The organism is Streptomyces griseoruber, assembly GCF_001514205.1.
GTDB lineage: Bacteria > Actinomycetota > Actinomycetes > Streptomycetales > Streptomycetaceae > Streptomyces > Streptomyces griseoruber.
Window position 1 is genome coordinate 123,937 of the sequence record NZ_KQ948763.1, and the last position, 26,846, is coordinate 150,782.

The window sequence follows — 26,846 nt, forward strand, 5'->3', positions numbered from 1 at the left end:
AATCACGGTGCTGCGGTACCGGCGGTGGAACAGGCGGGGCACAGGCCCCAGTAGATGACCTCGGCCTCGTCGATCGCGAAGCCGCGGTCGTCGGACGCGGAGAGACAGGGGGCGTGACCGACCGCGCAGTCGACGTCGGCGACGGCGCCGCACGAGCGGCACACGAGGTGGTGGTGGTTGTCACCGACGCGCCCCTCGAACCGCGCGGGGCTGCCGGGCGGTTCGATACGGCGGACGAGTCCGGCCGCGGTCAGCGCGTGCAGCGCCTCGTACACGGCCTGGACGGAGATGTGGCCGACGCGGTCGCGCACTCCGGACGCGATCGTCTCGACATCGAGGTGGTCACCGCTGCGAACGGTCTCCAGCAGCGCGACGCGGGCGGCCGTCACCCGCAGGCCGGCACCGCGCAGCTCATCGGCGACGGTTCGGGGCTGGGGCGTGGTCATGCGAACAACCTACCCGGCTAAACACGAATAGTTCAAGAAAACGACGGCAACAAGTTTGGTGTGTCGTGTCGGAGCTGGTTCGTCCCGCTATGGTGGCGTACGGAGGGACCGGGAGAGGGTGCTCCCGGGCCGGACGGGGCCGGTGGGTCCGGTGGGGCCCGTGCCAGAATGGGCGTCCCGTCGTCACCGCCGATCACCGAGGTGCCCCGTGACCAAGCCCGTGGCCCGCGAGCCGCAGCGCCGAAATTCGCGGTCCAACCGGGCGCGCATCCTCGCCACGGCCCGCCGGGAGCTCGGCCGGAACCCCGACGTCACCCTGGAGGAGCTGGCGCGCGCCTCCGGTGTCGTACGGCGCACCCTCTTCGGGCACTTCCCCGGGCGGGCCGCGCTGCTGGAGGCGCTCGCGGAGGAGGCGTCCGAGACGCTGCGCGGGGTGCTGGAGATCGCCCGGCGGCCGGAGGAGCCGGCCGAGCGGGCGCTCGCGCACTTCGTGCGCTGCATCTGGCCCGTCGGCGACCGTTACCGGCTGCTGCTCGCGCTCGCCCGGCGCGATCTGGGCATGGAGCGTGTCGCCGAGATCCTGGCGCCCGCCCGTGACGAGGTCACGTCCATCCTGGAGCGCGGCCGGCGCGACGGGGTCTTCCCCACCCCGCTGCCGCCCGCCGTGCTGAGCGCGGCGCTGGAGGCCATGCACCTCGCCCTGCTGGAGCAGGTCAACACCGGCGCGCTGGAGGACGACGGCACCCGGACCGCCGTCGTCACGCTCATCGCGGCCGGGGTGCCGGCGGAGCGGGCGGGCGCGGTGGTCGAGGGGGTCGCGCCCGAGGTGACGGCCGTGGAGCCCGACGACGTGGGGTAGCGGCGCGCGTGAGCCGTGCGGAAGGGGGCCCTCCCTGAGGGCCCCCTTCGGCGTTTCCGTGCCCGGCCCGCTATTTGCACGCCAGTGAGCAATCAATTAGTCTGCACATCAGTGGGCAATTATCTCGTCGCCGCTAGGAGTCCCCGATGCCTTTGCTTGCCGGTACACCCGTGGAGAAGATGGCCGGGCCGTACGCACGGCGCTGGTGGGCGCTTCTCGTGCTCTGCCTGAGCCTGCTGATCGTCGTCATGGCGAACACGTCGCTGATCGTGGCCGCGCCCGACATGACGAAGGACCTGGACCTCTCCAGCAGCGACCTCCAGTGGGTCATCGACGGCTACACCGTCCCGTACGCGGCGCTGATGCTGGTGCTGGGTTCGATCGGTGACAAGTACAGCCGCCGCGGCGCCCTGATCCTGGGCCTGCTGGTCTTCGCGGGCGGCTCGGTGATGGGCAGCCTGGTCGACGAGACCGCCCTGGTCATCACAGCCCGCGCGATCATGGGCGTCGGTGCCGCGGTGGTCATGCCGGCCACGCTGTCGCTGCTGGTCGCGACGTTCCCCAAGCGGGAGCGGGCCCGGGCCATCACCGCCTGGACCGCCACCTCCGGCCTCGCCATCGCCGTCGGCCCGCTGGTCGCCGGCTGGCTGCTCCAGGACCACGCCTGGGGCTCCACCTTCCTGATCAACGTCCCCATCGCGGTCGTCGCCGTCCTCGGCGCCCTCACCCTGGTCCCGCCGTCGAAGGCGGCCGGCACGGGCCGGATCGACTACGTCGGCGGACTGCTGTCGATCGTCTCCGTCGGCTCCCTGGTGTACGCCACCATCGAGGGCCCGCACTTCGGCTGGGGCGCCGGCCCGGTCACCGCGGCCGTGGTCGCCGGTGTCGGCCTGCTGGCCTTCGTCGCCTGGGAGCTGCGCCACCCGCACCCCATGCTGGATGTGCGCCGGTTCACCGGGCGGGCGTTCAGCGGGTCGATGCTCGCGGTGCTGTTCTTCTTCTTCGGCACCTTCGGCTCGATCTACTACTCCACCCAGTTCCTGCAGTTCGTCCTCGGCTACGACGCGCTGGAGACCGGGGTCCGGCTGCTGCCGCTGGCCGGCGCGGTGTTCGCCGGCGCGGCGGTCACCGGGCGGCTGACCCCGAAGCTGGGCGTGAAGGCCATGGTGGTGGCCGGTATGACCATCGGCAGCGCGGGTGTCTTCCTGCTCACCCGCATCGGGAGCGGCTCCGGCTACACCGACTTCCTGCCCTCGCTGCTGCTGCTCGGTTTCGCGATCGGCCTGAGCGTCTCCCCGGCCACCGACACGATCATGGGCTCCTTCCCGGAGTCGGAGCTGGGCGTCGGCGGCGGTGCCAACGACACCGCGCTGGAACTCGGCGGCTCCCTCGGTATCGCCGTGCTCGGTTCGCTGCTGGGCACCGCCTACCGCGACAAGCTGACCGACCTGGTCGGCGGTCACCTCACGGCCGCCGCGCTGGACACGGCGAAGGACTCGGTGGGCGGTGGCATCGCGGTCGCCGAGCAGATCGCGAAGAACCCGGCCGGCGGTCCCCGGCAGGCCCAGGCCCTGCTCGACGCGGTGCACGAGGCCTTCGCCCACAGCGTCGCCCAGACCAGCCTCATCGGCGGGATCATCATGGCCGCCGGCACGGTGATCGTCCTCGCGGTCCTCCCCGGCCGCAGGGCCTTCCTGGACGGGCGCGGTGAGGAACCGACGCGGGCCGAGCGGCCGAAGGACTTGGCGGGCGCCAAGTAGGCGAGAGCGCCGGGAGGTCTTTGAGGGGGCCGGGCCAAACCGCCCGGCCCCCTCCGCGCACCCACCCCCGCGGCGGCCGGGTCCGACCCTGCCTCCGGACCGGGCCCTCTCCGCGTGCCGGCGCCTCGTGACCTGGGCGCGGCCCGGCCCGGGGACCGGACCTCAGCCGGAAGCACCGACGGTCTCCGCGCGGGGCTCCCCGTGCTCACCGGTGGTCCCGGTCTCTCCGTGGGAGCCGACTGTGTCTGCCCTGGTCTCTCCGTGGGGGCGGGTGGTCTTTGTCCCGGTCTTTCCGTGGGGCGGGCGGTCTCTGTGTGGGTTTCGCTGCGGGGGCCGGCTGTGTCTGCCCTGGTCTCTCCGCGGGGGCCGGTGGTCTTTGTCCCGGTCTTTCCGTGGGGCGGGCGGTCTCTGTCCCGGTCTCGCCGCAGGAGCCGACCGTCTCTGCCTCGGTCTCCCCGTGGTCACCGGCGGTCTTTGCCCCGGTCTCCCTGCGAGAGCCGGCGGTCTCTGCCCCGGTCTCCCTGCGAGAGCCGGCGGTCTCTGCCCCGGTCTCCTAGGTGGAGCCGACTGTCGTGGCCCCGGTTTCCCTGTCGAAGCCGACCGTCGCGTTCCCGGTCTCCCCGCCGGAGCCGACCGTCGTGGTCCCGGCCGGGCTCGCGGTGCCGCCGGGTGTTCCGGCCGTGTCGCCTGCCGCAGTCTCGCCGCCCGGCCCCGGCACCAGCCCGCTCATCGCCGCGCACTGTTCGGGGCCCATGACCTGGGCCAGTGCCGCGGTGACCGTCTCGGCGAGGGCGGTGGAGGCCTCGCGCAGGAGGGTGCGGGCCTTGTCGGTGAGGGCGATCTCGACGCCCCGCTTGTCGCCGCAGACGGAGCGGCGGGTGACCAGCCCGGTGTGCTGGAGGCAGGCGACCTGGTAGGTCAGCCGGGTCTTGGGGCGGCCCAGCAGCTCGGCGACCCGCGTCATGCGCAGGCCCTCCTCGGGGTGCTCCGCGAGCAGGCACAGGATCAGGAACTCGTCGTGCGAGACGTCCAGCCGCTCCTTCACCACCGCCCGCAGCCGCTGCTCCACGGCGCCCGTCGCGGCGAGCAGCACCATCCAGGCGCGCAGCTCGGGCGGCAGCAGCCCGGCGCCCCGGGCGGACGGGCAGGGGGGCAGGTCGGGGGTGTGCTCCTCGGAGTCGGCCATGAATCGAGTGTAACCGTGGTCCAATTTTGGACGACGAGGGTTGTCCAGTTTTGGATAATCGGCTAGCGTCGAGTCATCCAAATTTGAATCATCACCTGGACAGGAAACGACCATGACCGTCGCCGTGGAAACCGGACTGTGGCAGCTCGACACCAGCGCTTCCGCCGTCGCCCTGAAGCACAAGACGATGTGGGGCCTGGTGACCGTCAAGGGCACGTTCGGGGCCGTGCGCGGCGGGGGAGAGGTGGCCGCCGACGGCTCCGCCACCGGCACCCTCGCCCTCGACGTGGCCTCGCTCGACACCAAGAACGCCAAGCGCGACGAGCACCTGCGCGGCGCCGACTTCTTCGACGCCGCGAACCACCCCGAGATCACCTACGCCGTGCGGTCCGCCGCACTCCGCGGTGCCGACTCGGTCCAGGTCTCCGGCCAGCTCACCGTGCGCGGCATCAGCCGCCCGCACTCCTTCACCGCGAAGCTGACCGGCGCGAGCGCCGACGCCCTCACCCTGGACGCCGAATTCACCGTCGACCGCGCCGAGTTCGGCCTGGGCTGGAACCAGCTCGGCATGATCCGCGGCCTGACCACGGTCACCGGCACGCTCCGCTTCACCCGTGCGACGACCGCCTGACCGGCCGGCACCTCATCGTCGTACGGCGGGAGTGCGCAGCGCGGAACCCACGTCCGCGCTCGACAGCGTCTGCGGATCCGCCGTGAAGGCCCGCAGTCGGATCCGCACGCTCGGCCGGGGGAGGCGGAACGTCCCCCCGGGCGGCCGGAGGGCGTAGCGGGCCGTGCTGTGGGCGGGCAGCGTGCGCGGCCCCGCGGCCACGATCCAGTACGGGTCCATGCCCTGGCCCGTGGTGAGGGTGAAGTGCGGACTCAGCGCGCTGTCCCCGGTGTTGGTCACCCGCACGGTCATCAGCGTCACCGCGGTCGCCGAGCGATGCCGGACCGCCGTCACCCGCACCCGCAGCGGAGGCGTCCCGGTGGCCGCCGCCGTCGCGCCCGCCAGGGCGGGCAGCAGCAGCAGGACGGCCGCGGCGACCCGCGCCGGACGCCGCCCGGGACCCGCCAGCGGCCGGGGCCGCGGCTGCCACGCGCCGGCGAACTCCGGCAGCGGCGCGGTGACCACCGACGCCAGCCACAGCGGCGTCATCATCAGGTAGTAGCCGTCCTGGGAGCGCGTGGCCAGGAAGAACGCGCACCACGGCAGCACGGTCGCGGCCGGCCCCAGCCGCCGCACGAACAGCACGAACACCGCCAGCAGCCCCGCCGCCAGCAGCAGGCTCGCGTGCCCGTACCAGTCGAGCCGGTCACTGCCGTCCGTGAGGTACAGCGAGATGCCGATCAGCCCCTGGCCGTGCAGCACCGCGCCCTGCGTCAGCGGCAGCGCGATTCCCTTCAGCCAGGCCGCCGGCTGCTGCGCCAGGAAGTACGTGTTGATCAGCAGCCATACGGTGACGGCGACCCCGGCGATCCGCAGCAGCACGCCCGCCGCCGCGCGCGGGCCCAGCTCACCGCGGCGCACCGCGTAGATCCCGGCCAGCAGGAACGGCACCACGAACCACGACAGCTGCTGGGCGGCGCAGGCCGCGCCGAGGCACGCGGCCCGTGCCACGCCCGCCCGGCCGAGCAGCCCGCCGCGCCCCGTCCGCGGCCAGCGCACCACCGCCGGCAGCAACAGCGCCAGCGCGAGGATCGCCGGATAGCCCTGCCGCCCGTACATCGGCAGGAACGAGAAGCCGAGGCACGCCATGGTCGCGGCCGGCCGCCACGGCGCGGGCAGCATCCGCCACAGCGCCACCGCGCCCACGAGCAGCGCGCCGGTCGCCATGGCCGTCGCCGGGGCGCCCCCGTGCCCGAGCCACAGCAGCGGCGCGGTGAGCAGCGGGGCGAGCGGGGGATAGCCGTACGTGAAGTCGTAGCCGCCGTACACGGTCGGGGTGAGGGCGACCGTGCCGTGGCCGAACAGCCAGGGCCAGGGCCGGCCGTAGACGGGCCGCCCGGCGGCGATCTCCCGGGCGGCCTGCGTGGTCAGGACCGCCTCGTCGCCGCCCTGGTGGTACACCGCCCAGGCGCACAGCACCAGGACCACGGCGGTGACCAGCACCCCCAGGTCGACCCGGGCCAGCGAACGGGCCCGGCGCACGACGAGCGCGAGCACCCCGCACACCAGGATCGAGGCGTAGCAGACCGAGATGACGGCGGCCACGACGACCTTGTGGCTCGCGGCCGTCGACCACACCGAGCGGGTGCCGATGAAGAGCGTGACGGCGGAGAGCAGGGTCAGCACGCGATGCCACTGCGCGGGGGGTTCCGGAAGGGCGGACACCGCCGACCGCGTCCGCCGACCGGGTGTCACCAGCGAGGTATCTGCCAAGTGCACGGCACGTGAACGTAGTCGCGCTCGGTGAACGAGCTGTTCCTGGACGTGAAGATTCCGGTGTGTGGGGGGTAAGAAGCGCCCGTAGGACGCCCGAACCGGTCGCCGTCCGTGTCGCTGTTGGGCCGAACGGGTGACTTGGCGTAAGAATTGGCTGGTGCAGGCATTGAGTGCGAGTCAGTTCGGGGGGTGCCGGTGAACCGATACGACGTCACCGATGAGCAGTGGGAAGGGCTCGCCCAGGTCGTTCCCTTGCGGGGCCGGGACGCCTGGCCGTCGGCGGTGGACCATCGTTCGCTCCCCGACGACGTGACCGAGACCCGTCGGCGCTTCGTCGTGCTGCGGGTCAACATCTTCGCCGACGCCCGGGAGGTCGCCGAGACCCTGATGGCCGGCATCCCGGTCCTCCTCGACCTCACCAGCGCGGAGACCGACGTCGCCAAACGCGTCCTGGACTTCTCCACCGGAGTCGTCTTCGGCCTCGCCAGCGGCATGCACCGCGTCGACCGCAACGTCTTCCTCCTCACCCCACCGGGCACCGAGGTGAGCGGAATCATGGAGGGCGCGGGGGTGTAGCGGCCCGGGGCGTCAGCCGGGGATGTCGCTCGATCGTAGGAAGTCCGCCGGGCCGGAACGGTTCGCCCGGCGGGCGGAGTCCTACGGTCCGCATATGACCGCGCCACCCGCCCCGACGAGTTCAGCACCTTCCGACGGCTCGCCCGCCGCCGACGGTCCAGTCCGTCCCGACCGTGCGACCGCCCCCGGGCGGTTCCCGCGGCCCTGTGTGACCGAGCTGCGGCTGGCCGCGTTCGCGGGGCATCGGCGGGTGCGGCTTCCGCTGGGGGCGGTGACCGTGTTCGCGGGGGACAGCGGGAGCGGGAAGACCTCGGCGGTGCGGGCGTACGAGGCGCTGGCCCGGCTCGGCGGTGGGGCGCGGGTCGCCGACGTGTTCCCCGATCCGCTCTCCTGCGTCCCCGAGCGGGCCCGCCCCGACGCCCAGCGGCGCCGCGGCTTCCGGATCGGCTGCACCGCCGACGGCCCCGAGGGCCCGGTCCGCCTCGATGTCGCCGTACAGGCCGAACCCGAGCTGCGGATCGTGGGGGAGCGGCTGAGCGCCGACGGACTGGTGCTGCTGGAGACCGCGCTGCGCGATCCGGGACGCCGTACGGTGCAGGCCGCCTGGCACACCGGCGGATCCGCACCCGTCACCCGCGCCCCGCTCCCCGACGACCGCCTCGGCACCGCCCTGCTGCCGCTGCGCGTCGCCGGCAAGACCGACGGACAGCGGCAGGTGCTCGCCGCCGCCGAGCAGATGGTCGTCGCCCTGCGCTCGGTCTTCGTCTGCGACCCCCAGCCGGAGTGGATGGGCGCCCCCGTACCCCTCGGCTCCGGCCGGCTGCTCGGCGGCTGCGACAACCTCGCCGACGTGCTCGGGCGCACCCGCGAGGAGTGCGCCCGCCGCCACGGGCAACTGGTCGCCGCCCTCGACGCCGGCTGCGCCGGACAGGTCGTCGACCTGCGCGCCGAACCCCTGCCCGACGGCACGGTCCGCGCGCTGCTCGACCGCGGCGACGGCACCGGCACGGAACTCGCCCGCCTCGGCTACGGCGAACTGCGCTACGTCGCCCTCGCCCTGGTCCTCCTCACCGGCCCCGGTGTCCTCGACCTGGACACGGCCGGCGAGGTGCCCTCCGCGATGCAGGCGCTCACCCTGCTCTGCGACAACCTCGACCGCGGCCTGGACCCACGGCAGCGCACCGGTCTGCTCCGGCTCGCCGTGCGGATGGCCGACCGCGGGCACATCCGCTGCGTCGGCACGGTCAGCGACCCCTCCTGGGCGGCCCGGACCCACGGGGTCACGGTGGTACACCTGGGAACGTGACAGAACACCTCGACGTGGCGAAACTCCAGCGCAGACTGGCCGAGTTCGCGGCCGCGCGGAACTGGCAGCCCTTCCACACCCCCAAGAACCTGGTCTCCGCGCTCAGCGTGGAGGCCTCCGAACTGGTCGAGATCTTCCAGTGGCTGACCCCGGAGGAGTCCGCGCGGGTCATGGACGACCCGGAGACCGCGCACCGGGTGACGGACGAGGTCGCCGACGTCCTCGCGTATCTGCTCCAGCTCTGCGAGGTGCTCGGCATCGATGCGCTCGCCGCCCTCGACGCGAAGATCGACCGCAACGAACGCAGATTCCCGGCGCCGTAGCCCGCCGGGCTGTGGACAACCGAGGGACTCTCACGGTCCGCTTTCACTCTCCGGAGTCGCCCGGTGGTCCGAAACCGATTTGTTGTCCACAGATTTCCGTCTTCCTCTGGCTTTTCGCCCCACAGGCCTTCACTCTGGGTAGTGGAACGCTCTCTGTGCGCGAGGGCGGTGCGCAAGGGAGTCCGGGCGGACGTGCGAGGAGCACGTCGGACAGACGGGGGTGGCGCATGGACGCGGTGCGGCTCATCCTGACCAGCAGGCGCGCGCTCGCGGGCAGCGTGGGCAGGGCGGAGATTCTCACGGAGGTGTGGCAGGCCCAGGCACTGGCCCAGGCCATAGGAAGTCGGCTGGCCGTCTCGGGCCCGCCCGAACTGCGCGGCGAGGCCCTCGGACTGACCGAGCTGGCGGGCCGGGGCTGCGGAGTGCTGGACCCCCCCGACCTCGACCACGCCGATCTGCGGGCCGCGCAGCTCACCGCGCTGGACGACGCCCGCGAGGCCCTGCTCGACCTGGGCGGTCTGCTCGGCGAGGTCGGCATCGCCCTGGTCGCCCTCGCCAGCGCGGCGGACGACCAGGGCACGTACTGGCAGTGCATGGAGGCCATCGACGCGGCCGACGAGTCCAGGGACCGCGTCCTGGAGATGCTGCGCAAGCTGGCGGCCAGGGAGGAGCGGGAGGAGCGGGAGGCGAGAGGCGAGAAGGAGGGGGTGGTGTTGCCGGAGCGCTGACGCCCGGCAACAGGGACCTCCGGGGCGGACGGGAACCCCGCGGTGCAGGATGGGAGGCATGGATCTTCGCATTTTCACCGAGCCCCAGCAGGGCGCCACCTACGACACCCTCCTCACCGTGGCGAAGGCCACCGAGGATCTCGGCTTCGACGCCTTCTTCCGCTCCGACCACTATCTGAAGATGGGCGACGCCGACGGTCTTCCCGGCCCCACGGACGCCTGGATCACCCTGGCCGGCCTCGCCCGCGAGACCCGCCGCATACGCCTCGGCACGCTCATGACCGCCGCCACCTTCCGGCTGCCCGGTGTCCTCGCCATCCAGGTCGCGCAGGTGGACCAGATGTCCGGCGGCCGCGTCGAACTCGGCCTCGGCGCGGGCTGGTTCGAGGAGGAGCACCAGGCGTACGGCATCCCCTTCCCGAAGGCGAGGTTCGGCCGCCTCGAGGAGCAGCTGGAGATCGTCACCGGGCTGTGGGCCACCGAGCCCGGCAACACCTTCGACTTCCACGGCGAGCACTACGACCTCACGAAGTCGCCCGCGCTGCCCAAGCCCGCGCAGCCGAGGATCCCCGTGGTGATCGGCGGCCACGGAGCGACCCGTACGCCCCGCCTCGCGGCCCGGTTCGCCGACGAGTTCAACATGCCGTTCGCCTCGGTCGAGGACAGCGTGCGCCAGTTCGGCCGGGTGCGGGCCGCCGCCGAGGAGCTCGGCCGGGACGCCGACGGGATCACGTACTCCAACGCCCTCGTCGTCTGTGTCGGCAAGGACGACCAGGAGGTCGCCCGCCGGGCCGCCGCGATCGGCCGCGAGGTCGACGAACTGAAGACCAACGGCCTGGCCGGCACCCCCGCCGAGGTCGTCGAGAAGATCGGCCGCTACACCGAGACCGGCTCCCGCCGCCTCTACCTCCAGATGCTCGACCTGCACGACCTCGACCACCTGGAGCTGATCTCCGCCGAGGTCCAGTCCCAGCTGTCGTAGCCGGGCGGGGGCGGCGCATCGGTGATCTGTGACAGGCCTGTGACGGGAACTATGGCTTCCGCCACAGGCCTGCCGGGCCGCTCCTGATGGGGTGACCGGATGCGCCCACCCCGCCGGCCCCGCCCCGTTCGTCTCCTCCCGGCCGTCGCCGCCGTGCTCCTGCTCGCCACGGCGTGCGGAACGGAGCGGGCGGGCGGCGACCTCGGCGGCGACGGCGTGGGAGCCGCCTCCCGGGCGCCCCGCACCCCGGTCACCGCCCCGCCCGTCGACGGCGTCCGCGTCACCGCCGTGACCATTCCCTCCGCCCCCTCCGCCCCCTCCAGCACCCCGACGCCCAGCGCGTCCGACCGGATCGTCCACGCCGACCGCCCGGCCGACGACTCCGGCGTCTCCGCCGCCTACGAGGTCACCAACGACGGCACCGAGGCGCTGACGTACTCCGTGCTCTTCGACTTCACGACGAGCGCCGGCGAGGTCATGAGCAACCAGTGGGTGACCGTGCGGGACGTGGGCGCGGGAAAGACCGTACGAGGGACCGTCGAGCCCGGGGCCCTCGCCCCGGGCGCCTCGCCGGTGACCACCGTGAAGGTCGCCGAGGTCCGCAAGGTCCCCGCGGCCGAGGCCCCGGCGCAGGCGGGCGTCTGCCCGTCCTCCGGGATCCGGGTCACCGCCGACGACGGCGACGCCGCGATGGGCCTGCGGGTCGTCGGACTGCGCCTGGAGAACTGCGGCACGAGGGACTACACCCTCGACGGCTACCCGCGGCTCACCCTCCTCGACGAGGACCGCGAGCCGGTCGAGGGCGTGCGGATCCTGCACGGCGGCGACAGCATCACCACCGGCACCGGCCTCGACGACCCGCCCCGCGCCTTCACCCTGGAACCCGGCGAGAGCGCCGTCTCCGGCCTGGTCTGGCGCAACACCACCGAGGCCGGCCGGGATCCCGTGAACGTCCCCTACGTCCGGATCCGCGCGCAGTCCGGCGCCGCCCCAGTGACGATCACCCCCCGTCTCGACCTCGGCACCACGGGCCGGCTGGGCGTCGGCGCCTGGAAACCGGCGGAGCGCTAGCCGGAAATTCCCACGCCCCGGGGCCCGCACCTCTGTACGTTGGAGCTGCGCACAAGCGCACGACCAGCGCTTTCGCTCCTTTCCGACCTTTCGAGGCACTCACCGTGTTCCTGACGATCACCACCACCGGCACCCCCGAACGCCCCGCCACCGACCTGGGCTATCTGCTGCACAAGCATCCCGGGAAATCACAGGCGTTCTCCACGTCCTACGGCACGGCGCACGTCCTCTACCCCGAGGCCGACGCCGATCGCTGCACGGCGGCGCTGCTGCTGGAGGTGGATGCCGTGGCGCTGGTCCGGCGCGGCAAGGGCAAGGGCCGCGGCGGCGCCCCCGACGCGGCGCTCGCCCAGTACGTCAACGACCGCCCGTACGCGGCCTCCTCGCTGCTGGCCGTCGCGCTGAGCGGCGTCTTCTCCAGCGCGATGCGGGCCGTGTGCACGGCCAGGCCCGAACTCCCCGCGCAGGCCCGGCCGTTGCGCATCGAGGTGCCCGCGCTGCCCGCCCGCGGCGGCCCCGGCCTCGTACGGGCACTCTTCGAGCCGCTCGGCTGGACGGTGACCGCCGACCCGGTGGCCCTGGACTCCGCGTTCCCGGAGTGGGGCGACTCGCGGTACGTACGGCTCGTCCTGGAGTCGGAGTCGCTGACCCTCGCCGAGACACTGCGGCACCTCTATGTCCTGCTGCCGGTCCTCGACGACGCCAAGCACTACTGGGTCTCCCCCGACGAGGTCGACAAGCTGCTGCGCGCCGGTGAGGGCTGGCTGCCCGAGCACCCCGAGCAGCGGCTGATCACCAGCCGCTATCTGTCCCGCCGCTGGTCACTGACCCGGCAGGCGATGGAGCGGCTGGAGCTGGTGCGGCTCGCCGAGAGCGACGACAGCGCGGTCGAGGACATCGACAACGCCGTCGGGGCGGAGGCCGAGACCGAGGAGAAACCGACCCCGCTGGCCGTGCAGCGCCGCGACGCGATCATCGAGGCGCTGCGCACCGCCGGTGCCGCCCGGGTGCTCGACCTCGGCTGCGGCCAGGGCCAGTTGGTGCAGGCACTGCTGAAGGACCCGGGGTTCACCGAGATCGTCGGGGTGGACGTGTCGATGCGCGCACTCACCATCGCCGCCCGCCGGCTGAAGCTGGACCGCATGGGCGAGCGGCAGGCGTCCCGCGTCCGGCTGGTGCAGGGCTCGCTCGCGTACACCGACACCCGCCTCAAGGGCTATGACGCGGCGGTGCTCAGCGAGGTGATCGAGCACCTCGACCTGCCGAGGCTGCCCGCCCTGGAGTACACGGTGTTCGGCGCGGCCCGCCCCCGCACGGTCCTCGTCACCACCCCGAACGTCGAGTACAACGTCCGCTGGGAGTCCCTCCCGGCCGGACACGTACGGCACGGCGACCACCGCTTCGAGTGGACCCGTGAGGAGTTCCGCGCCTGGGCGGCCGCCGTCGCCGAACGGCACGGCTACACCGTGGAGTTCGTCCCCGTGGGGCCGGACGACCCTGAGGTGGGACCGCCCACCCAGATGGCCGTGTTCACGGCCGGCACCCCGAACGAGAAGGAGGCGAAGGCGGCATGACCGAGACATCGAACAAGGGCCGGGTGCTCCCCGTCACCGACCTCTCCCTCGTCGTGCTGATCGGCGCCTCGGGCTCGGGCAAGTCCACCTTCGCGCACCGGCACTTCAAGCCCACCGAGGTCATCTCCTCCGACTTCTGCCGGGGCCTGGTCTGCGACGACGAGAACGACCAGAGCGCCACCCGGGACGCCTTCGACGTCCTGCACTACATCGCGGGCAAGCGGCTCGCCGCCGGCCGCCGCACGGTCGTCGACGCCACCAGCGTCCAGCAGGACGCCCGCCGGCAACTGATCGACCTGGCGAAGCAGTACGATGTGCTGCCCATCGCCATCGTGCTCGACGTGCCCGAGGAGGTGTGCGCCGAGCGCAACGCGGGCCGCACCGACCGGGCCGACATGCCGCGCCGCGTCATCCAGCGCCACACCCGCGAACTCCGCCGCTCCCTGCGCCACCTGGAGCGCGAGGGCTTCCGCAAGGTGCACGTCCTGCGGGGTGTGGCGGACGTGGAGAACGCCACCGTCGTCACCGAGAAGCGCTTCAACGACCTGACCCACCTCACCGGACCGTTCGACATCGTCGGCGACATCCACGGCTGCGCAGCCGAACTGGAGTCGCTGCTGGGCAAGCTGGGCTACAGCGACGGCGTCCACCCGCAGGGCCGGACGGCCGTCTTCGTCGGCGACCTCGTCGACCGGGGCCCGGACAGTCCCGGCGTGCTGCGCCGCGTGATGTCCATGGTGAAGTCGGGCAACGCCCTGTGCGTGCCGGGCAACCACGAGAACAAGTACGGCCGCCACCTCAAGGGCCGCAAGGTCCAGCACACCCACGGACTCGCCGAGACCATCGAGCAGATGGCGGACGAGAGCGAGGAGTTCCGCGCCGAGGTGCGGGAGTTCATCGACGGTCTCGTCAGCCACTACGTCCTCGACGGAGGCCGGCTGGTCGTCTGCCACGCCGGTCTGCCGGAGAAGTACCACGGCCGCACCTCCGGCCGGGTCCGCTCGCACGCCCTGTACGGCGAGACCACCGGGGAGACCGACGAGTTCGGGCTGCCGGTGCGCTACCCGTGGGCGGAGGACTACCGGGGCCGGGCGGCGGTCGTCTACGGCCACACCCCCGTCCCGGAGGCGACCTGGCTGAACAACACCCTCTGCCTGGACACCGGCGCCGTCTTCGGCGGCAAGCTGACCGCGCTGCGCTGGCCGGAGCGCGAGCTGGTCGACGTACCGGCGGAGCGGGTCTGGTACGAGCCGGTGAAGCCGCTGCGGTCGGAGGCGCCCGGCGGGCACGACGGGCGGCCGCTCGACCTGGCGGACGTCCACGGCCGCCGGATCGTCGAGACCCGGTACGACGGGCAGACGCGGGTGTCGATCCGGGAGGAGAACGCGGCCGCGGCCCTGGAGGTCATGAGCCGGTTCGCGGTCGACCCCCGGCTGCTGCCGTACCTGCCCCCGACCATGGCCCCGACCGCCACCAGCCAGGTGGAGGGCTATCTGGAGCACCCGGCGGAGGCGTTCGCGCAGTACGCCGCGGACGGGGTGGAGCGGGTCGTGTGCGAGGAGAAGCACATGGGCTCGCGCGCGGTGGCCCTGGTGTGCCGCGACGCCGGGGCGGCACGTAGGCGTTTCGGCGTCGACGGTCCGACCGGGTCGCTCTACACCCGTACCGGCCGGCCGTTCTTCGACGACGCGTCGGTGACCGAGGAGATCCTCGGCCGGGTGCGGGCGGCGGTGGACGCGGCCGGCCTCTGGACGGAGCTGGAGACGGACTGGCTGCTGCTGGACGCCGAGCTGATGCCGTGGTCGCTGAAGGCGTCCGGGCTGCTGCGGTCCCAGTACGCGGCGGTCGGCGCCGCCTCCGGGGCCGTGTTCCCGGGGGCGCTGGCCGCGCTGGAGGGCGCCGCGGCCCGGGGCGTCGACGTCACGGACCTGCTGGCCCGGCAGCGTGAGCGCGCCTCGGACGCGGCCGCCTTCACGGAGGCGTACCGCCGCTACTGCTGGACGACGGACGGCCTGGACGGCGTACGCCTGGCCCCGTTCCAGCTGCTCGCCGTCCAGGGCCGCAGCCTCGCGGGCCTGCCGCACGACGAGCAGCTGGCCCTGCTGGACCGGCTGGTGGAGCACGACGGCACCGGACTGCTCCAGACCACCCGCCGGCACCATGTCGACACCACCGACCCCGCGTCGGTGCGGGCCGGCGTCGAGTGGTGGCTGGAGATGACCGGCCGGGGCGGCGAGGGCATGGTCGTCAAGCCACTCGGCGCCCTGGTCCGCGGCGGCGAGGGCCGCTTGGTCCAGCCCGGCATCAAGTGCCGGGGCCGGGAGTACCTCCGGATCATCTACGGCCCGGAGTACACCCGCCCCGACCACCTCGCCCGCCTGCGCGGACGCTTCCTGAACCACAAGCGTTCCCTGGCGATCCGCGAGTACGTGCTCGGCCTGGAGGCCCTGGACCGCCTCGCCGAGGGCGAGCCGCTGTGGCGCGTCCACGAGGCGGTGTTCGGGGTGCTGGCCCTGGAGTCGGAGCCGGTGGACCCGAGACTGTGAGGTCAGCGTCCGGTGGTCGCCGGAGGGTCGAGGGCCTCCACCGTGTCCAGGGCGCCGCCGCTGTAACCACCGGCGATGTAGACGCAGTTGCCGGTGGACCCCGGCGGGCAGGGCAGCGCCGCGGCTCCGACCTCCTGGCGGGGTGTCGGCAGTGACGGCAGGGTGGTCCAGGCCCGGGTGACCGGGTTGAACGACCTGGCGACGGCGGCCGCGGGACCGGTACCGCCCACCGAGTAGACACAGGTGCCCGTCTGACCGGGCGGGCAGCTGGTGGCGGCGACTCCAGGCGCCACCTGGGCGGTGGGCAGCGACGTCACCTGGCTCCAGGCGCGTGTGACGGGGTTGTACGACTCCACCGTGCGGGTGGGGTCGCCGCTGCTGCCGAGCCCGCCGACCGCGTAGACGCAGATGCCCGTCTGACCGGCCGGACAGGGGGCGGCCGCGGCACCCAGGGCCCAGCGGGCCGTGGGCAGTGACGCGAGCGTGGTCCAGGACCTGCTGGCGGGGTTGAAGGACTCCACCGTGGCCAGGACCTTGGAGCCATAGCCTCCCAGCGCGTAGACGCAGGTCCCGGTCTGGCCGGCCGGGCAGGGCGCGGACGCGGCCGCCAGGTACCTGCGGGCTGTCGGCAGCGAGGTGACCGTGCTCCAGGCGCCGGTGCCCGGGTCGTAGGACTGGGCCGTGGCGAGGATGACGCCGGGCCCGTTCCCCCCGAGGGCGTACACACAGGTCCCGCTCTGTCCGTCCGGGCAGGGCGCGGAGGCCGCCGCGAGGGCCTCGCGCGGGGTGGGCAGGTTCGCCAGGGTGGACCAGGCGTTGGTGCTCCGGTTGTACGACTCCGCCGTGGCCAGCACCGAAGTGCCGCCGTGGCCGCCCACCGTGTACAGACAACTCCCGGTCTGGCCGCGCGGACAGGGCGCGGCGGCCGAGGCCGGGGCGTACCGGGCCGTGGGCAAGGACGGCAGGGTGATCCAGTTCAGTCCGCTGCGCGCACCGGCGGGCAGCATCGCGCACAGGACGGCGACGACGGTGAGGACCCCGGTCAGGGCGCAGCGGGCGCGCCACCTTCCCGGGGACGTGCGTATGGGGGGCACGGCAGGCTCCTGTCACAGAGGGGGCGTGTACCAGAGGTGTCCCACGGCCCGTCGCGCGACCCGCCGTGACCGCCCGGCATTTCGCCCTATTGGCGCAGGGGGCCGGCGGTCATCCCACCAGCCGCAGCCGCTCCCCGCACACCCCCACCCGCACCGTCTGTCCCCAGGTCAGCTCCACCGCGTCGCTCTCGATGCCGTCCCCGAACGCGACGATCCGCTCGGACTCGACGGTGAGCGTCAGCCGGCTCCCGCCGGTCAGCTCGCCGGCCACGTACGAGGTCCCCGTCGCCGGTGACGGCCACGCCTCCCGTACGCACCACACCAGCCGTTCCTCCGTCGGGGCGGGCAGCCGGGGTCCCCCGCCCCGCTCCTGCCACACCGAGCGGATCCAGCCGGTGGCGCCCGTGCCGGTGCCGACCAGCACACCGGAGGAGGCCTGGGCCTCGACGACACCCCCGTCGTCCTCGAGGCCCAGGCGGTAGCGGGCGGTCTGGTGACCGGCGGCGCCCAGATAGATCTCGTTGAGGGCCAGCAGCCGCTGGGTGTCGTCGGCGACCGCCTCGACCATGGTCAGTTCGCAGACCCCGGTCGCGGCGGTGAGTGCCGAGGGGAGCAGGGTGCCGGCGTCGGCGGGGCGGTGGCGGACCAGGACGCCGGGGTTGCGGCCGGGGTCGGTGTCGATGCCGACCACGGGCTGCCCGGCGAGGTACTTGGCGACGTTCGCCACCAGACCGTCCTGGCCCACCACGATCACCACGTCCTCCGGCGCGAACAGGAAGCGGTCCAGGTCGGCCCGTTCCACCTGGCTCTGACGCCAGGTCAGGGGGATCGCCGAGATCACCTCCGCCAGCGCGCGCCGGGTGCGGCGGTGCCGTTCGGCGATCTCCTCGACGTCCCGGCCCCGCGAGGAGAGGAAGAAGGCGGCCTGGCCGTGGGTGCCGTGCCGGGCCACCAGCTCCTCGTACTCCGTGGTGCGGTGGACCAGCACGGCCCGCGGGGCGAGACTCACTGCTGGGCCCCGAGCTTGGCGAGCAGGCCGGTCAGCACGTCCGGCGAGATCGTGACGCTGTCGATGTGCGGCAGGTTCTCCGCGAGCCGGGTGCCGGTCAGCGCGTGCAGGGTCGCGACGTCGACGTCCGCGTGGACCCGCAGCCAGGCCGCCTGCGCCTGGGCGCGGGCCTCGCCGACCTCGCGCGCCGCCTCCGCCTCCGCCCGGGCGAGCCGTACCGAACGGGTCGCCTCGGCCTCCGCGAGCTTCACCGTGCGCGTCGCCTCCGCCTCGGCCAGCCGCTCGGTGCGCCGTGCCTCGGCGTCCGCGAGATGCACCTGCTTGGCCGCCTCGGCCTCCGCGAGCTGCACCGCGCGCGCGGCCTCCGCCTGTGCCAGCCGGACCGTCCGGGTCGCCTCGGCCTCCGCCCGCACCTGGTCCGCCGCCGCGGTCTCCTCCGCCTCCCGGCGGGCGTTGGTGCCCCGCTGTTCGACCAACTGCTCCTCGCGCCGGGCGAGTTCGATCCTGCTGGCCAGTTCGTTCTCGGCGATGGTCCGCTCCCGCTCGACCGCCACCGCCCGCCGTTCGTACGTCGCCCGGTCGGCCTCCTGCTGGATCTGCTCACGGGCCGGGGTGCGCAGCGCGCGCTCCACCTCCGGCTCGGGGCGCAGCGCCATCACGCGTACGGCGACCACCTCGATGCCCGTCGCGGGCAGCCGCGGTTCCGCCGCCAGTCCGGCCGCGACCCGTTCCCGTACCGCCGTCACGCCGTCGACCAGCGCCGCCGACAGCGGTGTCCGGGCGAGGACGTCCAGGGCGTGCTGCTGGGCCGTCTCGGTGAGCAGGGTGCCGAGCTGTTCCAGGGGCGCGCCGCGCCAGACGCCGGTGTCCGGGTCGATGGAGAAGTCGAGGCGGGCGGCGGCGACGGCCGGGTCGCTGATCCGGTAGGTCACCGTCGCCTGCACGGTGACGTCCTGGAAGTCGACCGTGCGGGCGTGGAAGGTCATGGCCAGTTCGCGGTCGTCGACCGGTACTTCGGAGAGCGCCGCGGTGAGCGCGCGGAACCAGAAGCTGAGCCCCGGGCCGTCGTGCACCAGGGTGCCCGAGCGGTGGTGGCGGATGTGTGCCGTCGGGGCGCCGCGCAGATGGCGCCAGCCGAGCCGGCGGGTGATGTCGGCCATGAGAGGTCCCCCCTCGCCTTGATTGTCGTCACTGGGACGATAATCGGAAGGATCACTTGTCGTCAAGAGGACGAAAACAAGCGGTTGCGAAACGACACAAGAGCGGGTGAAGGCGGGCGCCGATGGTCAGGATGGAGGCATGGGATTCCATGTCGACTCCGAGGCCGGGCGGCTGCGCCGCGTCATCCTGCACCGGCCGGATCTCGAGCTCAAAAGGCTCACCCCCAGCAACAAGGACGCACTGCTCTTCGACGACGTGCTCTGGGTGCGCCGGGCGCGCGCCGAGCACGACGGGTTCGCCGACGTCCTGCGCGACCGGGGCGTCGAGGTCCATCTGTTCGGTGATCTGCTCGTCGAGGCACTGGAGATCCCGGCGGCCCGCGCGCTCGTCCTGGACCGCGTCTTCGACGAGAAGGAGTACGGGGTGCTCGCCACCGACCACCTCCGCGCCGCCTTCGAGAACCTGTCCGCGCCCGACCTGGCCGAGGGCCTCGTCGGCGGCATGACCAAGAGGGAGTTCCTGGAGGGCAACCCGGAGCCGACCTCCGTGCGCTTCCACGTCATGGACCTCGACGACTTCCTCCTCGCCCCGCTGCCCAACCATCTCTTCACCCGCGACACCTCCGCCTGGATCTACGACGGCGTCGCCGTCAACGCCATGCGCTGGCCCGCCCGGCAGCGGGAGACCGTGCACTTCGAGGCGATCTACCGCCACCACCCCCTGTTCCGCGGGGAGGGGTTCCACGTCTGGTCCGAGGGGCAGGCCGACTATCCGTCGACCATCGAGGGCGGCGACGTCCTCGTCATCGGCAACGGCGCCGTCCTCATCGGCATGAGCGAGCGGACCACCCCGCAGGCCGTGGAGATGCTCGCGCACAAGCTGTTCGCGGCCGGCTCGGCGCAGACCATCGTGGCCCTGGACATGCCGAAGCGGCGCGCCTTCATGCACCTCGACACCGTGATGACGATGGTCGACGGCGACACCTTCACCCAGTACGCCGGCCTCGGCATGCTCCGCTCGTACACCATCGAGCCGGGCGTCGGCGAGAAGGAGCTGAAGGTCACCGACCATCCGCCCGAGCACATGCACCGGGCGATCGCCGCCGCCCTCGGCCTCAGTGAGATCCGGGTGCTCACCGCCACCCAGGACGTGCACGCGGCCGAGCGGGAGCAGTGGGACGACGGCTGCAACGTCCTCGCCGTCGAACCGGGTGTCGTCGTCGCCTACGAGCGCAACGCCACCACCAACACCCATCTGCGCAAACAGGGCATCGAGGTGATCGAGATCCCGGGCAGCGAGCTGGGCCGGGGCCGGGGTGGGCCGCGCTGCATGAGCTGCCCGGTCGAACGGGGGGCCGTATAGCGAACACGGGAGCCGATGGGACTGTATAGAAATGCTGGTCATCGTATAGACTTCCATGGTCCCGTTCTCGTACCTCTGGAGCGCCCCCATGGCGACTGTCCCGACCGCCCTCGCCGGCCGCCACTTCCTCAAGGAGCTGGACTTCACCGGGGAGGAGTTCCGCGGCCTGATCGAGCTGGCCGCCGAGCTGAAGGCCGCGAAGAAGGCCGGGGCCGAGGTCCAGCACCTGCGCGGGAAGAACATCGCGCTGATCTTCGAGAAGACCTCGACGCGCACCCGCTGCGCGTTCGAGGTCGCCGCCGCGGACCAGGGCGCCGCCACCACCTACCTCGACCCCTCCGGCTCGCAGATCGGCCACAAGGAGTCGGTCAAGGACACCGCGCGCGTGCTGGGCCGGATGTACGACGGCATCGAGTACCGCGGCGACAGCCAGCGGAAGGTCGAGGAGCTCGCCGCGTACGCCGGTGTGCCCGTCTACAACGGCCTCACCGACGACTGGCACCCCACCCAGATGCTCGCCGACGTCCTGACGATGACCGAGCACACCGCCAGGCCCCTGCCGGAGATCGCCTTCGCCTACCTCGGCGACGCCCGCTTCAACATGGGCAACTCCTACCTGGTCACCGGGGCCCTGCTCGGCATGGACGTACGGATCGTCGCCCCCAAGACCTACTGGCCCGCCCAGGAGATCGTCGACCGGGCCCATGAGCTGGCCGAGACCAGCGGTGCCCGCATCACGCTCACCGAGTCCGTCGCCGAGGGGGTGCTCGGAGCCGACTTCGTGGCCACCGACGTCTGGGTGTCCATGGGCGAGCCCAAGGAGGTCTGGGACGAGCGGATCGCCGCCCTCGGCCCGTACGCCGTGACCATGGACGTCCTGCGCGCCACCGGCAACCCGGAGGTCCGGTTCCTGCACTGCCTGCCGGCCTTCCACGACCTCGGCACCAAGGTGGGCCGCGAGATCTTCGAGGCCCACGGCCTGGACTCGCTGGAGGTCACCGACGAGGTCTTCGAATCCGCCCACTCGGTCGTCTTCGACGAGGCGGAGAACCGGCTGCACACCATCAAGGCCGTCCTGGTCGCCACCCTGGCCTGACCCGGGTCACTCGGGCCGCGGCCGCCACTGCGGAGGTACCACGGCCAGCCGGAACCACACCGCCTTGCCCTTGTCGGTGGGGCGGTGCCCGCAGGACGAGCTGAGGGCGCGGATCAGCACCAGCCCCCGCCCGTGCTCCAGCCAGGGGTCGGGCTCCCGGCCCGAGGGGCGTGTGAGATCGCCCGGCGGCATCGGATCGGGGTCGTGCACCTCGACCTGGCAGCCGCTCGGCCGGAGTTCCACCACCAGCTCTATCGGGGCGTCCCCGGCGGCCGTGTGCTCCACGGCGTTCGCCACCAGCTCGGCCGTCAGCAGCTCCGCGGTGTCGCTGTCCGCTCCGTGCTCCAGCTCCGCCAGCGCCGTACGGACCAGTGCACGGGCCACCGGCACGGCCGCGGCGGAGTGCGGCAGTGCGATCCGCCAGGAGGCGGCCGAGTCGGAGGGGCGATCTTGCAAGGCGAGTCCGTTCTTGGCGCAGGGTCCCGTGATCGACATCAGGTGGTCCTGCCTTCAACTTTCAGGAATGGTACGGCTAACGGGTTGCTTACCCCGCCCAACGCTCCGTCTCGCCTGCCTGCTCCCGTTGTTACCGCGTTATTGACGAGCGGTGACACTGAACTGGCCGTACAAGAAAAAACCGCCCTCCCGGAGAGGGAGGGCGGTAAGAACACTTACCTCAGCCGAGGTCCACCATGCCCGCCGTGAGCGTCGCCCCGTCGGCCGGGTCGATCAGGATGAACGCCCCCGTGCGCCGCGAGACGGCGTAGTCGTCCAGCGCGAGCGGCTCGGCGGTGCGCAGGGTGATCCGGCCCAGGTCGTTCACGGCCAGCGCCAAGGCTCCGCCGAGGTCCTTCACCAGCGCCTTGACGGTCCTGGTGGTGTGCTTGAGCAGCACCCGGTCGCCGACCCGCAGCGGACGGTCGGCCAGATGGCACACGGCCGCCCGCACGTCCCGCGTGAGCGTCGGCGCACCACCGCCCGCCGTGACCATGTCCCCGCGCGAGACGTCCCGCTGGTCCGCCAGCCGAACCCCGACCGACTGCGGCGCGTACGCCACCGGCACCTCCTCGCCCAGTACGTCGATGGCCGCGACCTCGGTGGTCTCGCCGGACGGATGGACGGTCACCCGGTCGCCCACCCGCAGCGAGCCCGACACCAACTGGCCCGCGTAGTGGCGGACATCGCCGTGCCGCAGGACGTACTGCACCGGGAACCGGACGGGCGCGTCGGCCGGGTCGGCGCCGACGGGCACGCTCTCCAGGAACTCCAGCAGGGCCGGACCGGTGTACCACCCCATGTGCGCCGACCGCTCCACCACGTTGTCGCCGGCGAGCGCCGAGACCGGGATCGCGGTGAAGCCGGGCAGCCCGAACTCGGCGGCGTCGGCGGCGAATTCCTCGACGATCCGCTCGAAGACGTCCTGCCGGTAGCCGACGAGGTCCATCTTGTTGACGGCCAGGACGACCTGCGGGACACGCAGCAGCCCGGCCACCGCCGCGTGCCGACGGGTCTGCTCGACGACGCCGTTGCGGGCGTCGACCAGGATGATCGCCAGCTCGGCCGTGGAGGCGCCCGTCACCATGTTGCGGGTGTACTGCACATGGCCCGGGGTGTCGGCGAGGATGAACCGCCGCTTCGGCGTCGCGAAGTAGCGGTACGCCACGTCGATGGTGATGCCCTGCTCGCGCTCGGCCCGCAGCCCGTCGGTGAGGAGGGCCAGGTCGGGCGCGTCCTTGCCGCGGTTGCGGGAGGCGGTCGCCACGGCCTCCAGCTGGTCGGCGAGGACCGACTTGGAGTCGTGCAGCAGCCGGCCGACGAGGGTGGACTTGCCGTCGTCGACGGACCCGGCGGTGGCGAACCGGAGGGTGTCCACTGTCATGCCGGTCATCTCTAGAAGTACCCCTCGCGCTTACGGTCCTCCATGGCGGCCTCGGAGAGCTTGTCGTCGGCACGGGTGGCGCCGCGCTCGGTGAGCCGGGAGGCGGCGATCTCGGAGATCACCTTCTCGATGGTGTCGGCGTCGGAGTCCACCGCGCCGGTGCAGGACATGTCGCCGACCGTGCGGTAGCGGACCTGCCGCTTCTCGACGGTCTCACCCGGCCGGGGCCCGCCCCACTCACCGGCCGTGAGCCACATCCCGCCCCGCCCGAACACCTCGCGGTAGTGCGCGAAGTAGATGTCGGGCAGCTCGATGTCCTCGCGGGCGATGTACTGCCAGACGTCCAGTTCGGTCCAGTTGGAGAGCGGGAAGACGCGGACGTGCTCGCCGGGCGCGTGGCGGCCGTTGTACAGGTTCCACAGCTCGGGCCGCTGCCGGCGCGGGTCCCACTGCGAGAACTCGTCGCGCAGCGAGAACACCCGTTCCTTGGCGCGGGCCTTCTCCTCGTCGCGGCGTCCGCCGCCGAAGACGGCGTCGAACTTCTCCGCCTGGATCTTCTCGGTGAGCGGGAGGGTCTGGAGCGGGTTGCGGGTCCCGTCGGTCCGCTCGCGCAGCACTCCGCGGTCGATGTAGTCCTGCACCGGGGCGACATGCAGCCGCAGCCCGTGCCGGGCGACGACGCGGTCGCGGTACTCGATGACCTCGGGGAAGTTGTGGCCGGTGTCGACGTGCAGCAGCGAGAAGGGGATCGCGGCCGGGGCGAACGCCTTCAGCGCGAGGCGCAGCATGAGGATGGAGTCCTTGCCGCCGGAGAACAGGATCACCGGGTTCTCGAACTCGCCCGCCACCTCGCGGAAGATGTGCACCGCCTCGGACTCCAGCGCGTCCAGGTGCGAGAGCGTGTACCCGCTCACACCAGCCCCCGCTCCGCCAGCAGCGCGTACACCGCGTCCGCCGACTCCTGCGGGCTCTGCTGCTGCGTCGGCAGCACGAGCGAGGGGTTCTCCGGCACCTCGTACGGGTCGTCGACACCGGTCAGCCCGGCCAGCTCACCCGCCGCCTGCCGGGCGTACAGCCCCTTCACGTCCCGCTCGCTGCACACCTCCACCGGGGTGGCGACATGCACCTCCAGGTACGGCGTCCCGCTCTTCTCGTGCCGCCGCCGCACCGCCTCGCGGCTGTCGGCGTAGGGGGCGATGACGGGGACGACGGACAGCACGCCGTTGCGCGCCAGGACCTCGGAGACCAGCCCGATCCGCTGCACATTGGTGTTGCGGTCGGCGCGGCTGAAGCCGAGCCCGGCGGAGAGGAAGCGGCGGATCTCGTCGCCGTCCAGGACCTCCACGCGGTGTCCCTGGGCCTTCAGCCGCTCGCCGAGGAGGCGGGCGATCGTCGTCTTGCCGGCGCTCGGCAGTCCGGTGAGCCAGACCGTGGCCCCCTGGGCCCTCGGAGCGACGGCCCTTGGCGTGCTGGTCATCCGCAACAGTCCTCTTTCCTACCCGGCGTACAACCCGTCGAACGGTAGGTAAGGAGTCTGAGAGGAGTTGTTAAGGAACCTGAGGTTCAGCTGAGTGACTCCTGGTGTGCAAGGGATCACGGGGTCCCGTCATGAACTGTTCACGAACGGGGTCACACCCCGGCGAACTCCGCGCCCGCGTCGCGCAGTCGCTCGTGCAGCCCGTGGAACACGGCCGCCGAACGGGCCCCCGGCCAGTCCTGCGGAAGCAGCCGGGCGGGCAGTCCCGGGTCGACGTAGGGCAGATGGCGCCAGGCGTCCAGGGCGAGGAGGTAGTCGCGGTAGGCCTCCTCCGGCGGGGTGTCCGGCCGGTGCTGCCAGGCGTGCAGCACGCTCGCGTGGCGGTCGAGGAACGCCTCGTGCTCCTTGGCGATGGCCGTCAGGTCCCACCAGCGGGCCACCGCCTCGACGGTGGGCGCGAAGCCGAGGTGTTCGCCGCGGAAGAAGTCGACGTACGCCTCCAGTCCGAGCCGCTGCAGGGTGTGCCGGGTCTCCTCGTACAGCCGGGCCGGGGCGATCCACACACCCGGGGCGGCCGTGCCGAAGCCGAGACCGGCCAGCCGGGACCGCAGGACGTGCCGCTTCTGCCGCTCCGACTCCGGTACGGAGAACACCGCCAGCACCCAGCTCTCGTCGGCGGCCGGTGCGGCGCCGTAGACGCGCCGGTCCCCGTCGTCGAGCAACTCCAGTGCCTCGTCGGAGAGTTCGTACCCGGCCGCGCCCTGCGCCGTACGGGCCGGCAGCAGCAGTCCGCGCCGCTTCAGCCGGGACACCGAGGAGCGTACGGAGGGCGCGTCGACGCCGACCGCGGCGAGCAGCCGGATCAGCTCGGCGACGGGCAGCGGACCCTGCGCGAAGCGGCCGTACGCGCCGTAGAGCGTGACGATGAGAGACCGAGGTGCGGGCTGGTCGGACACGTTGATCATTTTAGGTCGTCACCATCACGGCCGGTCACTGTGGGTGTCCCCACCGGATGTGACCTTCGTCGTGCCCGCCGGCGTGCCGGGGGCGGTGACCGGGCTCAGGCCGCGACGGTCAGGCGGTCCGCCGGGACGCGGTGGGGGGCCACCACGCTGCCGTCGGGCAGGAGTTCGCCGGAGTCGTCGAAGACGATCGTGCCGTCGCACAGCAGGTTCCAGCCCTGCTCCGGGTGGGCGGCGACGACGTGCAGGGAGCGGGCATCGGCAGAAGCGGCGGCGAAGGAGTGGGAACACATGGCGCACCTCCACGTCGGTGGGGGCCGGCCGTCCGGTCGGCCTCGCATGGAACGACCATGCGCCCGCCCCGGAGGCATCGCCAGAGCGTTTCCCGAAGCGTGACAGCACCAGGACAACTCCAGGACCGTTCGCCGACGACCGGGGCGGACTCGCCACCGAAGGAGTGACGGTCACGGCCTCGGGCCCGTCCGCCCGGTACCAGTGGAGGCCCCCCACCACAGGAGGTCTTCCATGTTGCTTCGCCCCGCACTGGCCGCGGCGGCCGGTGCCGCCCTGGTCCTGCTCGCGCTGCCGGCCCAGGCCGCCACCGCCGACCCCACCGAGACCCTCACCGTCGCGTCGGCCGGCACGATCGCCGCCGACGGCACCGTCACCCTCGCCGGCACCTACCGCTGCGTCGGCAACACGGGACCGGTGTTCATCAGCTCCGCCGTCCAGCAGGGCGACGCCCCCGCCCGCTACGGCATCGGCGGCAGCCGCGCGGTGTGCGACGGCGCCGTCCACACCTGGCGGAACGCCGGCAGGGTGCAGTCGGACGCGCTGAAGGCCGGCCCCGCCCATGTCGAGGCCACGATCACCGAACTCGAACCCCGCGGCGGCCTGCCGCTGCCCCGCTTCCACGCGATCAAGCAGCAGGACATCACACTGACCGAGGGCTGATCGGCTGCCGTACGCCCCGGCGCGCAGGGCGGCCGGGGCGACGGTGCAGGCCCGGGTGCCCCGGCGCACCCGGGCCGGGGACGCAGGCATCCCCGGTCCGCCGCCGGGC

The 26,846-nt window shown here is 72.7% G+C and carries 26 protein-coding genes; 14 read left to right on the plus strand and 12 right to left on the minus strand.

Annotated features, from left to right (window positions below; translation table 11 throughout):
* Positions 1-2: 2 nt before the first annotated feature.
* Positions 3-446 (minus strand): Fur family transcriptional regulator, encoded by a 444-nt coding sequence (locus tag AQJ64_RS00520; RefSeq protein WP_055633691.1) that lies wholly within the window; start codon positions 444-446, stop codon positions 3-5.
* Between the two features lie 208 nt (positions 447-654).
* Between AQJ64_RS00520 and AQJ64_RS00525 the strand changes: the two genes are divergently transcribed.
* Positions 655-1,305 (plus strand): TetR/AcrR family transcriptional regulator, encoded by a 651-nt coding sequence (locus tag AQJ64_RS00525; protein ID WP_055633690.1) that lies wholly within the window; start codon positions 655-657, stop codon positions 1,303-1,305.
* A 146-nt stretch (positions 1,306-1,451) separates the two neighbouring features.
* Positions 1,452-3,065, plus strand: coding sequence for an MFS transporter (locus AQJ64_RS00530; protein ID WP_055633689.1), 1,614 nt, complete (start codon positions 1,452-1,454; stop codon positions 3,063-3,065).
* Between the two features lie 553 nt (positions 3,066-3,618).
* Here AQJ64_RS00530 and AQJ64_RS00535 read toward each other — a convergent pair.
* A complete protein-coding gene (locus AQJ64_RS00535) occupies positions 3,619-4,251 on the minus strand; it encodes a MarR family winged helix-turn-helix transcriptional regulator (protein WP_079061388.1) in 633 nt (210 codons plus the stop codon).
* A 112-nt stretch (positions 4,252-4,363) separates the two neighbouring features.
* On the opposite strand from AQJ64_RS00535, the gene AQJ64_RS00540 reads away from it, so the two are divergent.
* Positions 4,364-4,882: a YceI family protein gene (locus AQJ64_RS00540; protein ID WP_055633688.1), complete on the plus strand. Its 519-nt coding sequence runs from the start codon at positions 4,364-4,366 to the stop codon at positions 4,880-4,882.
* Positions 4,883-4,894: 12 nt separating this feature from the next.
* Here AQJ64_RS00540 and AQJ64_RS00545 read toward each other — a convergent pair whose 3' ends face one another.
* Positions 4,895-6,586, minus strand: a complete 1,692-nt coding sequence (locus tag AQJ64_RS00545) for a hypothetical protein (RefSeq protein ID WP_099053942.1) — start codon at positions 6,584-6,586, stop codon at positions 4,895-4,897.
* Between the two features lie 240 nt (positions 6,587-6,826).
* On the opposite strand from AQJ64_RS00545, the gene AQJ64_RS00550 reads away from it, so the two are divergent.
* From AQJ64_RS00550 to AQJ64_RS00585, 8 genes are all read left to right on the plus strand, one after another.
* Positions 6,827-7,213: a cell division protein SepF gene (locus tag AQJ64_RS00550; protein WP_055633687.1), complete on the plus strand. Its 387-nt coding sequence runs from the start codon at positions 6,827-6,829 to the stop codon at positions 7,211-7,213.
* A 94-nt stretch (positions 7,214-7,307) separates the two neighbouring features.
* The gene (locus AQJ64_RS00555) at positions 7,308-8,519 is read left to right on the plus strand and encodes an AAA family ATPase (protein ID WP_079061389.1); all 1,212 of its coding nucleotides are present in this window, start codon (positions 7,308-7,310) and stop codon (positions 8,517-8,519) included.
* Positions 8,516-8,842: a nucleotide pyrophosphohydrolase gene (locus tag AQJ64_RS00560; protein ID WP_055633685.1), complete on the plus strand. Its 327-nt coding sequence runs from the start codon at positions 8,516-8,518 to the stop codon at positions 8,840-8,842. Before AQJ64_RS00555 ends, AQJ64_RS00560 begins: the two co-directional genes overlap by 4 nt.
* A 227-nt stretch (positions 8,843-9,069) precedes the next feature.
* Positions 9,070-9,570, plus strand: a complete 501-nt coding sequence (locus AQJ64_RS00565; protein WP_055633684.1) for a DUF6099 family protein — start codon at positions 9,070-9,072, stop codon at positions 9,568-9,570.
* A 58-nt stretch (positions 9,571-9,628) separates the two neighbouring features.
* A complete protein-coding gene (locus AQJ64_RS00570; RefSeq protein ID WP_059202299.1) occupies positions 9,629-10,552 on the plus strand; it encodes an LLM class F420-dependent oxidoreductase in 924 nt (307 codons plus the stop codon).
* A 99-nt stretch (positions 10,553-10,651) separates the two neighbouring features.
* Positions 10,652-11,623, plus strand: coding sequence for a DUF4232 domain-containing protein (locus AQJ64_RS00575; protein ID WP_059202300.1), 972 nt, complete (start codon positions 10,652-10,654; stop codon positions 11,621-11,623).
* A gap of 104 nt (positions 11,624-11,727) precedes the next feature.
* Positions 11,728-13,197, plus strand: coding sequence for a 3' terminal RNA ribose 2'-O-methyltransferase Hen1 (locus AQJ64_RS00580; protein WP_055635576.1), 1,470 nt, complete (start codon positions 11,728-11,730; stop codon positions 13,195-13,197).
* Positions 13,194-15,743: a polynucleotide kinase-phosphatase gene (locus AQJ64_RS00585; RefSeq protein WP_055635577.1), complete on the plus strand. Its 2,550-nt coding sequence runs from the start codon at positions 13,194-13,196 to the stop codon at positions 15,741-15,743. The genes AQJ64_RS00580 and AQJ64_RS00585 overlap by 4 nt, the downstream gene beginning before the upstream one ends.
* A gap of 2 nt (positions 15,744-15,745) precedes the next feature.
* On the opposite strand, the gene AQJ64_RS00590 is transcribed toward AQJ64_RS00585, so the two are convergent.
* The 3 genes from AQJ64_RS00590 to AQJ64_RS00600 all read right to left on the minus strand — a co-directional run bounded on the left by AQJ64_RS00590 (position 15,746) and on the right by AQJ64_RS00600 (position 19,006).
* Positions 15,746-16,837, minus strand: a complete 1,092-nt coding sequence (locus AQJ64_RS00590; RefSeq protein WP_055635578.1) for a Kelch repeat-containing protein — start codon at positions 16,835-16,837, stop codon at positions 15,746-15,748.
* A gap of 109 nt (positions 16,838-16,946) precedes the next feature.
* Positions 16,947-17,846, minus strand: a complete 900-nt coding sequence (locus AQJ64_RS00595) for an NAD(+)/NADH kinase (protein ID WP_055635579.1) — start codon at positions 17,844-17,846, stop codon at positions 16,947-16,949.
* Complete coding sequence (locus AQJ64_RS00600; RefSeq protein ID WP_055635580.1) at positions 17,843-19,006, minus strand: SPFH domain-containing protein; 1,164 nt, start codon at positions 19,004-19,006, stop codon at positions 17,843-17,845. The genes AQJ64_RS00595 and AQJ64_RS00600 overlap by 4 nt, the downstream gene beginning before the upstream one ends.
* 139 nt (positions 19,007-19,145) lie before the next feature.
* Here AQJ64_RS00600 and AQJ64_RS00605 point away from each other — a divergent pair, with 139 nt between their 5' ends.
* Complete coding sequence (locus AQJ64_RS00605) at positions 19,146-20,369, plus strand: arginine deiminase (protein WP_055635581.1); 1,224 nt, start codon at positions 19,146-19,148, stop codon at positions 20,367-20,369.
* A gap of 88 nt (positions 20,370-20,457) precedes the next feature.
* Positions 20,458-21,465 carry an ornithine carbamoyltransferase gene (argF, locus tag AQJ64_RS00610; protein ID WP_055635582.1) on the plus strand — a complete coding sequence of 336 codons (1,008 nt, stop codon included), beginning with the start codon at positions 20,458-20,460 and terminating at the stop codon, positions 21,463-21,465.
* A 6-nt stretch (positions 21,466-21,471) separates the two neighbouring features.
* Here the strand turns inward: argF and AQJ64_RS00615 are convergent, their stop codons facing one another.
* The 6 genes from AQJ64_RS00615 to AQJ64_RS00640 all read right to left on the minus strand — a co-directional run bounded on the left by AQJ64_RS00615 (position 21,472) and on the right by AQJ64_RS00640 (position 26,076).
* Complete coding sequence (locus tag AQJ64_RS00615; RefSeq protein WP_055635583.1) at positions 21,472-21,960, minus strand: ATP-binding protein; 489 nt, start codon at positions 21,958-21,960, stop codon at positions 21,472-21,474.
* 181 nt (positions 21,961-22,141) lie between these two features.
* Complete coding sequence (locus AQJ64_RS00620; protein ID WP_055635584.1) at positions 22,142-23,353, minus strand: sulfate adenylyltransferase subunit 1; 1,212 nt, start codon at positions 23,351-23,353, stop codon at positions 22,142-22,144.
* 2 nt (positions 23,354-23,355) lie between these two features.
* Positions 23,356-24,258, minus strand: coding sequence for a sulfate adenylyltransferase subunit CysD (gene cysD / locus AQJ64_RS00625; RefSeq protein ID WP_055635585.1), 903 nt, complete (start codon positions 24,256-24,258; stop codon positions 23,356-23,358).
* The gene (gene cysC, locus AQJ64_RS00630) at positions 24,255-24,821 is read right to left on the minus strand and encodes an adenylyl-sulfate kinase (RefSeq protein ID WP_055635586.1); all 567 of its coding nucleotides are present in this window, start codon (positions 24,819-24,821) and stop codon (positions 24,255-24,257) included. Before cysC ends, cysD begins: the two co-directional genes overlap by 4 nt.
* A gap of 152 nt (positions 24,822-24,973) precedes the next feature.
* Positions 24,974-25,786 (minus strand): PaaX family transcriptional regulator, encoded by an 813-nt coding sequence (locus tag AQJ64_RS00635; RefSeq protein WP_055635587.1) that lies wholly within the window; start codon positions 25,784-25,786, stop codon positions 24,974-24,976.
* A 95-nt stretch (positions 25,787-25,881) separates the two neighbouring features.
* A complete protein-coding gene (locus AQJ64_RS00640; protein ID WP_055635588.1) occupies positions 25,882-26,076 on the minus strand; it encodes a DUF5999 family protein in 195 nt (64 codons plus the stop codon).
* A 232-nt stretch (positions 26,077-26,308) separates the two neighbouring features.
* On the opposite strand from AQJ64_RS00640, the gene AQJ64_RS00645 reads away from it, so the two are divergent.
* Positions 26,309-26,737 (plus strand): DUF6299 family protein, encoded by a 429-nt coding sequence (locus AQJ64_RS00645; RefSeq protein ID WP_055635589.1) that lies wholly within the window; start codon positions 26,309-26,311, stop codon positions 26,735-26,737.
* Positions 26,738-26,846 lie beyond the last annotated feature (109 nt).

Excerpts from the sequence above, each read along its gene's own strand:
- AQJ64_RS00615 (WP_055635583.1), bottom strand. The coding sequence starts at position 21,960 with ATGTCGATCACGGGACCCTGCGCCAAGAACGGACTCGCCTTGCAAGAT.
- AQJ64_RS00600 (WP_055635580.1), bottom strand. The coding sequence starts at position 19,006 with ATGGCCGACATCACCCGCCGGCTCGGCTGGCGCCATCTGCGCGGCGCC.
- AQJ64_RS00575 (WP_059202300.1), top strand. The coding sequence starts at position 10,652 with ATGCGCCCACCCCGCCGGCCCCGCCCCGTTCGTCTCCTCCCGGCCGTC.
- AQJ64_RS00520 (WP_055633691.1), bottom strand. The coding sequence starts at position 446 with ATGACCACGCCCCAGCCCCGAACCGTCGCCGATGAGCTGCGCGGTGCC.
- argF (WP_055635582.1), top strand. The coding sequence starts at position 20,458 with ATGGCGACTGTCCCGACCGCCCTCGCCGGCCGCCACTTCCTCAAGGAG.
- AQJ64_RS00565 (WP_055633684.1), top strand. The coding sequence starts at position 9,070 with ATGGACGCGGTGCGGCTCATCCTGACCAGCAGGCGCGCGCTCGCGGGC.
- AQJ64_RS00605 (WP_055635581.1), top strand. The coding sequence starts at position 19,146 with ATGGGATTCCATGTCGACTCCGAGGCCGGGCGGCTGCGCCGCGTCATC.
- AQJ64_RS00620 (WP_055635584.1), bottom strand. The coding sequence starts at position 23,353 with ATGACCGGCATGACAGTGGACACCCTCCGGTTCGCCACCGCCGGGTCC.
- AQJ64_RS00555 (WP_079061389.1), top strand. The coding sequence starts at position 7,308 with ATGACCGCGCCACCCGCCCCGACGAGTTCAGCACCTTCCGACGGCTCG.
- AQJ64_RS00640 (WP_055635588.1), bottom strand. The coding sequence starts at position 26,076 with ATGTGTTCCCACTCCTTCGCCGCCGCTTCTGCCGATGCCCGCTCCCTG.
- AQJ64_RS00645 (WP_055635589.1), top strand. The coding sequence starts at position 26,309 with ATGTTGCTTCGCCCCGCACTGGCCGCGGCGGCCGGTGCCGCCCTGGTC.
- AQJ64_RS00585 (WP_055635577.1), top strand. The coding sequence starts at position 13,194 with ATGACCGAGACATCGAACAAGGGCCGGGTGCTCCCCGTCACCGACCTC.
- cysC (WP_055635586.1), bottom strand. The coding sequence starts at position 24,821 with ATGACCAGCACGCCAAGGGCCGTCGCTCCGAGGGCCCAGGGGGCCACG.
- AQJ64_RS00635 (WP_055635587.1), bottom strand. The coding sequence starts at position 25,786 with ATGATCAACGTGTCCGACCAGCCCGCACCTCGGTCTCTCATCGTCACG.
- AQJ64_RS00540 (WP_055633688.1), top strand. The coding sequence starts at position 4,364 with ATGACCGTCGCCGTGGAAACCGGACTGTGGCAGCTCGACACCAGCGCT.
- AQJ64_RS00535 (WP_079061388.1), bottom strand. The coding sequence starts at position 4,251 with ATGGCCGACTCCGAGGAGCACACCCCCGACCTGCCCCCCTGCCCGTCC.
- AQJ64_RS00570 (WP_059202299.1), top strand. The coding sequence starts at position 9,629 with ATGGATCTTCGCATTTTCACCGAGCCCCAGCAGGGCGCCACCTACGAC.
- AQJ64_RS00530 (WP_055633689.1), top strand. The coding sequence starts at position 1,452 with ATGCCTTTGCTTGCCGGTACACCCGTGGAGAAGATGGCCGGGCCGTAC.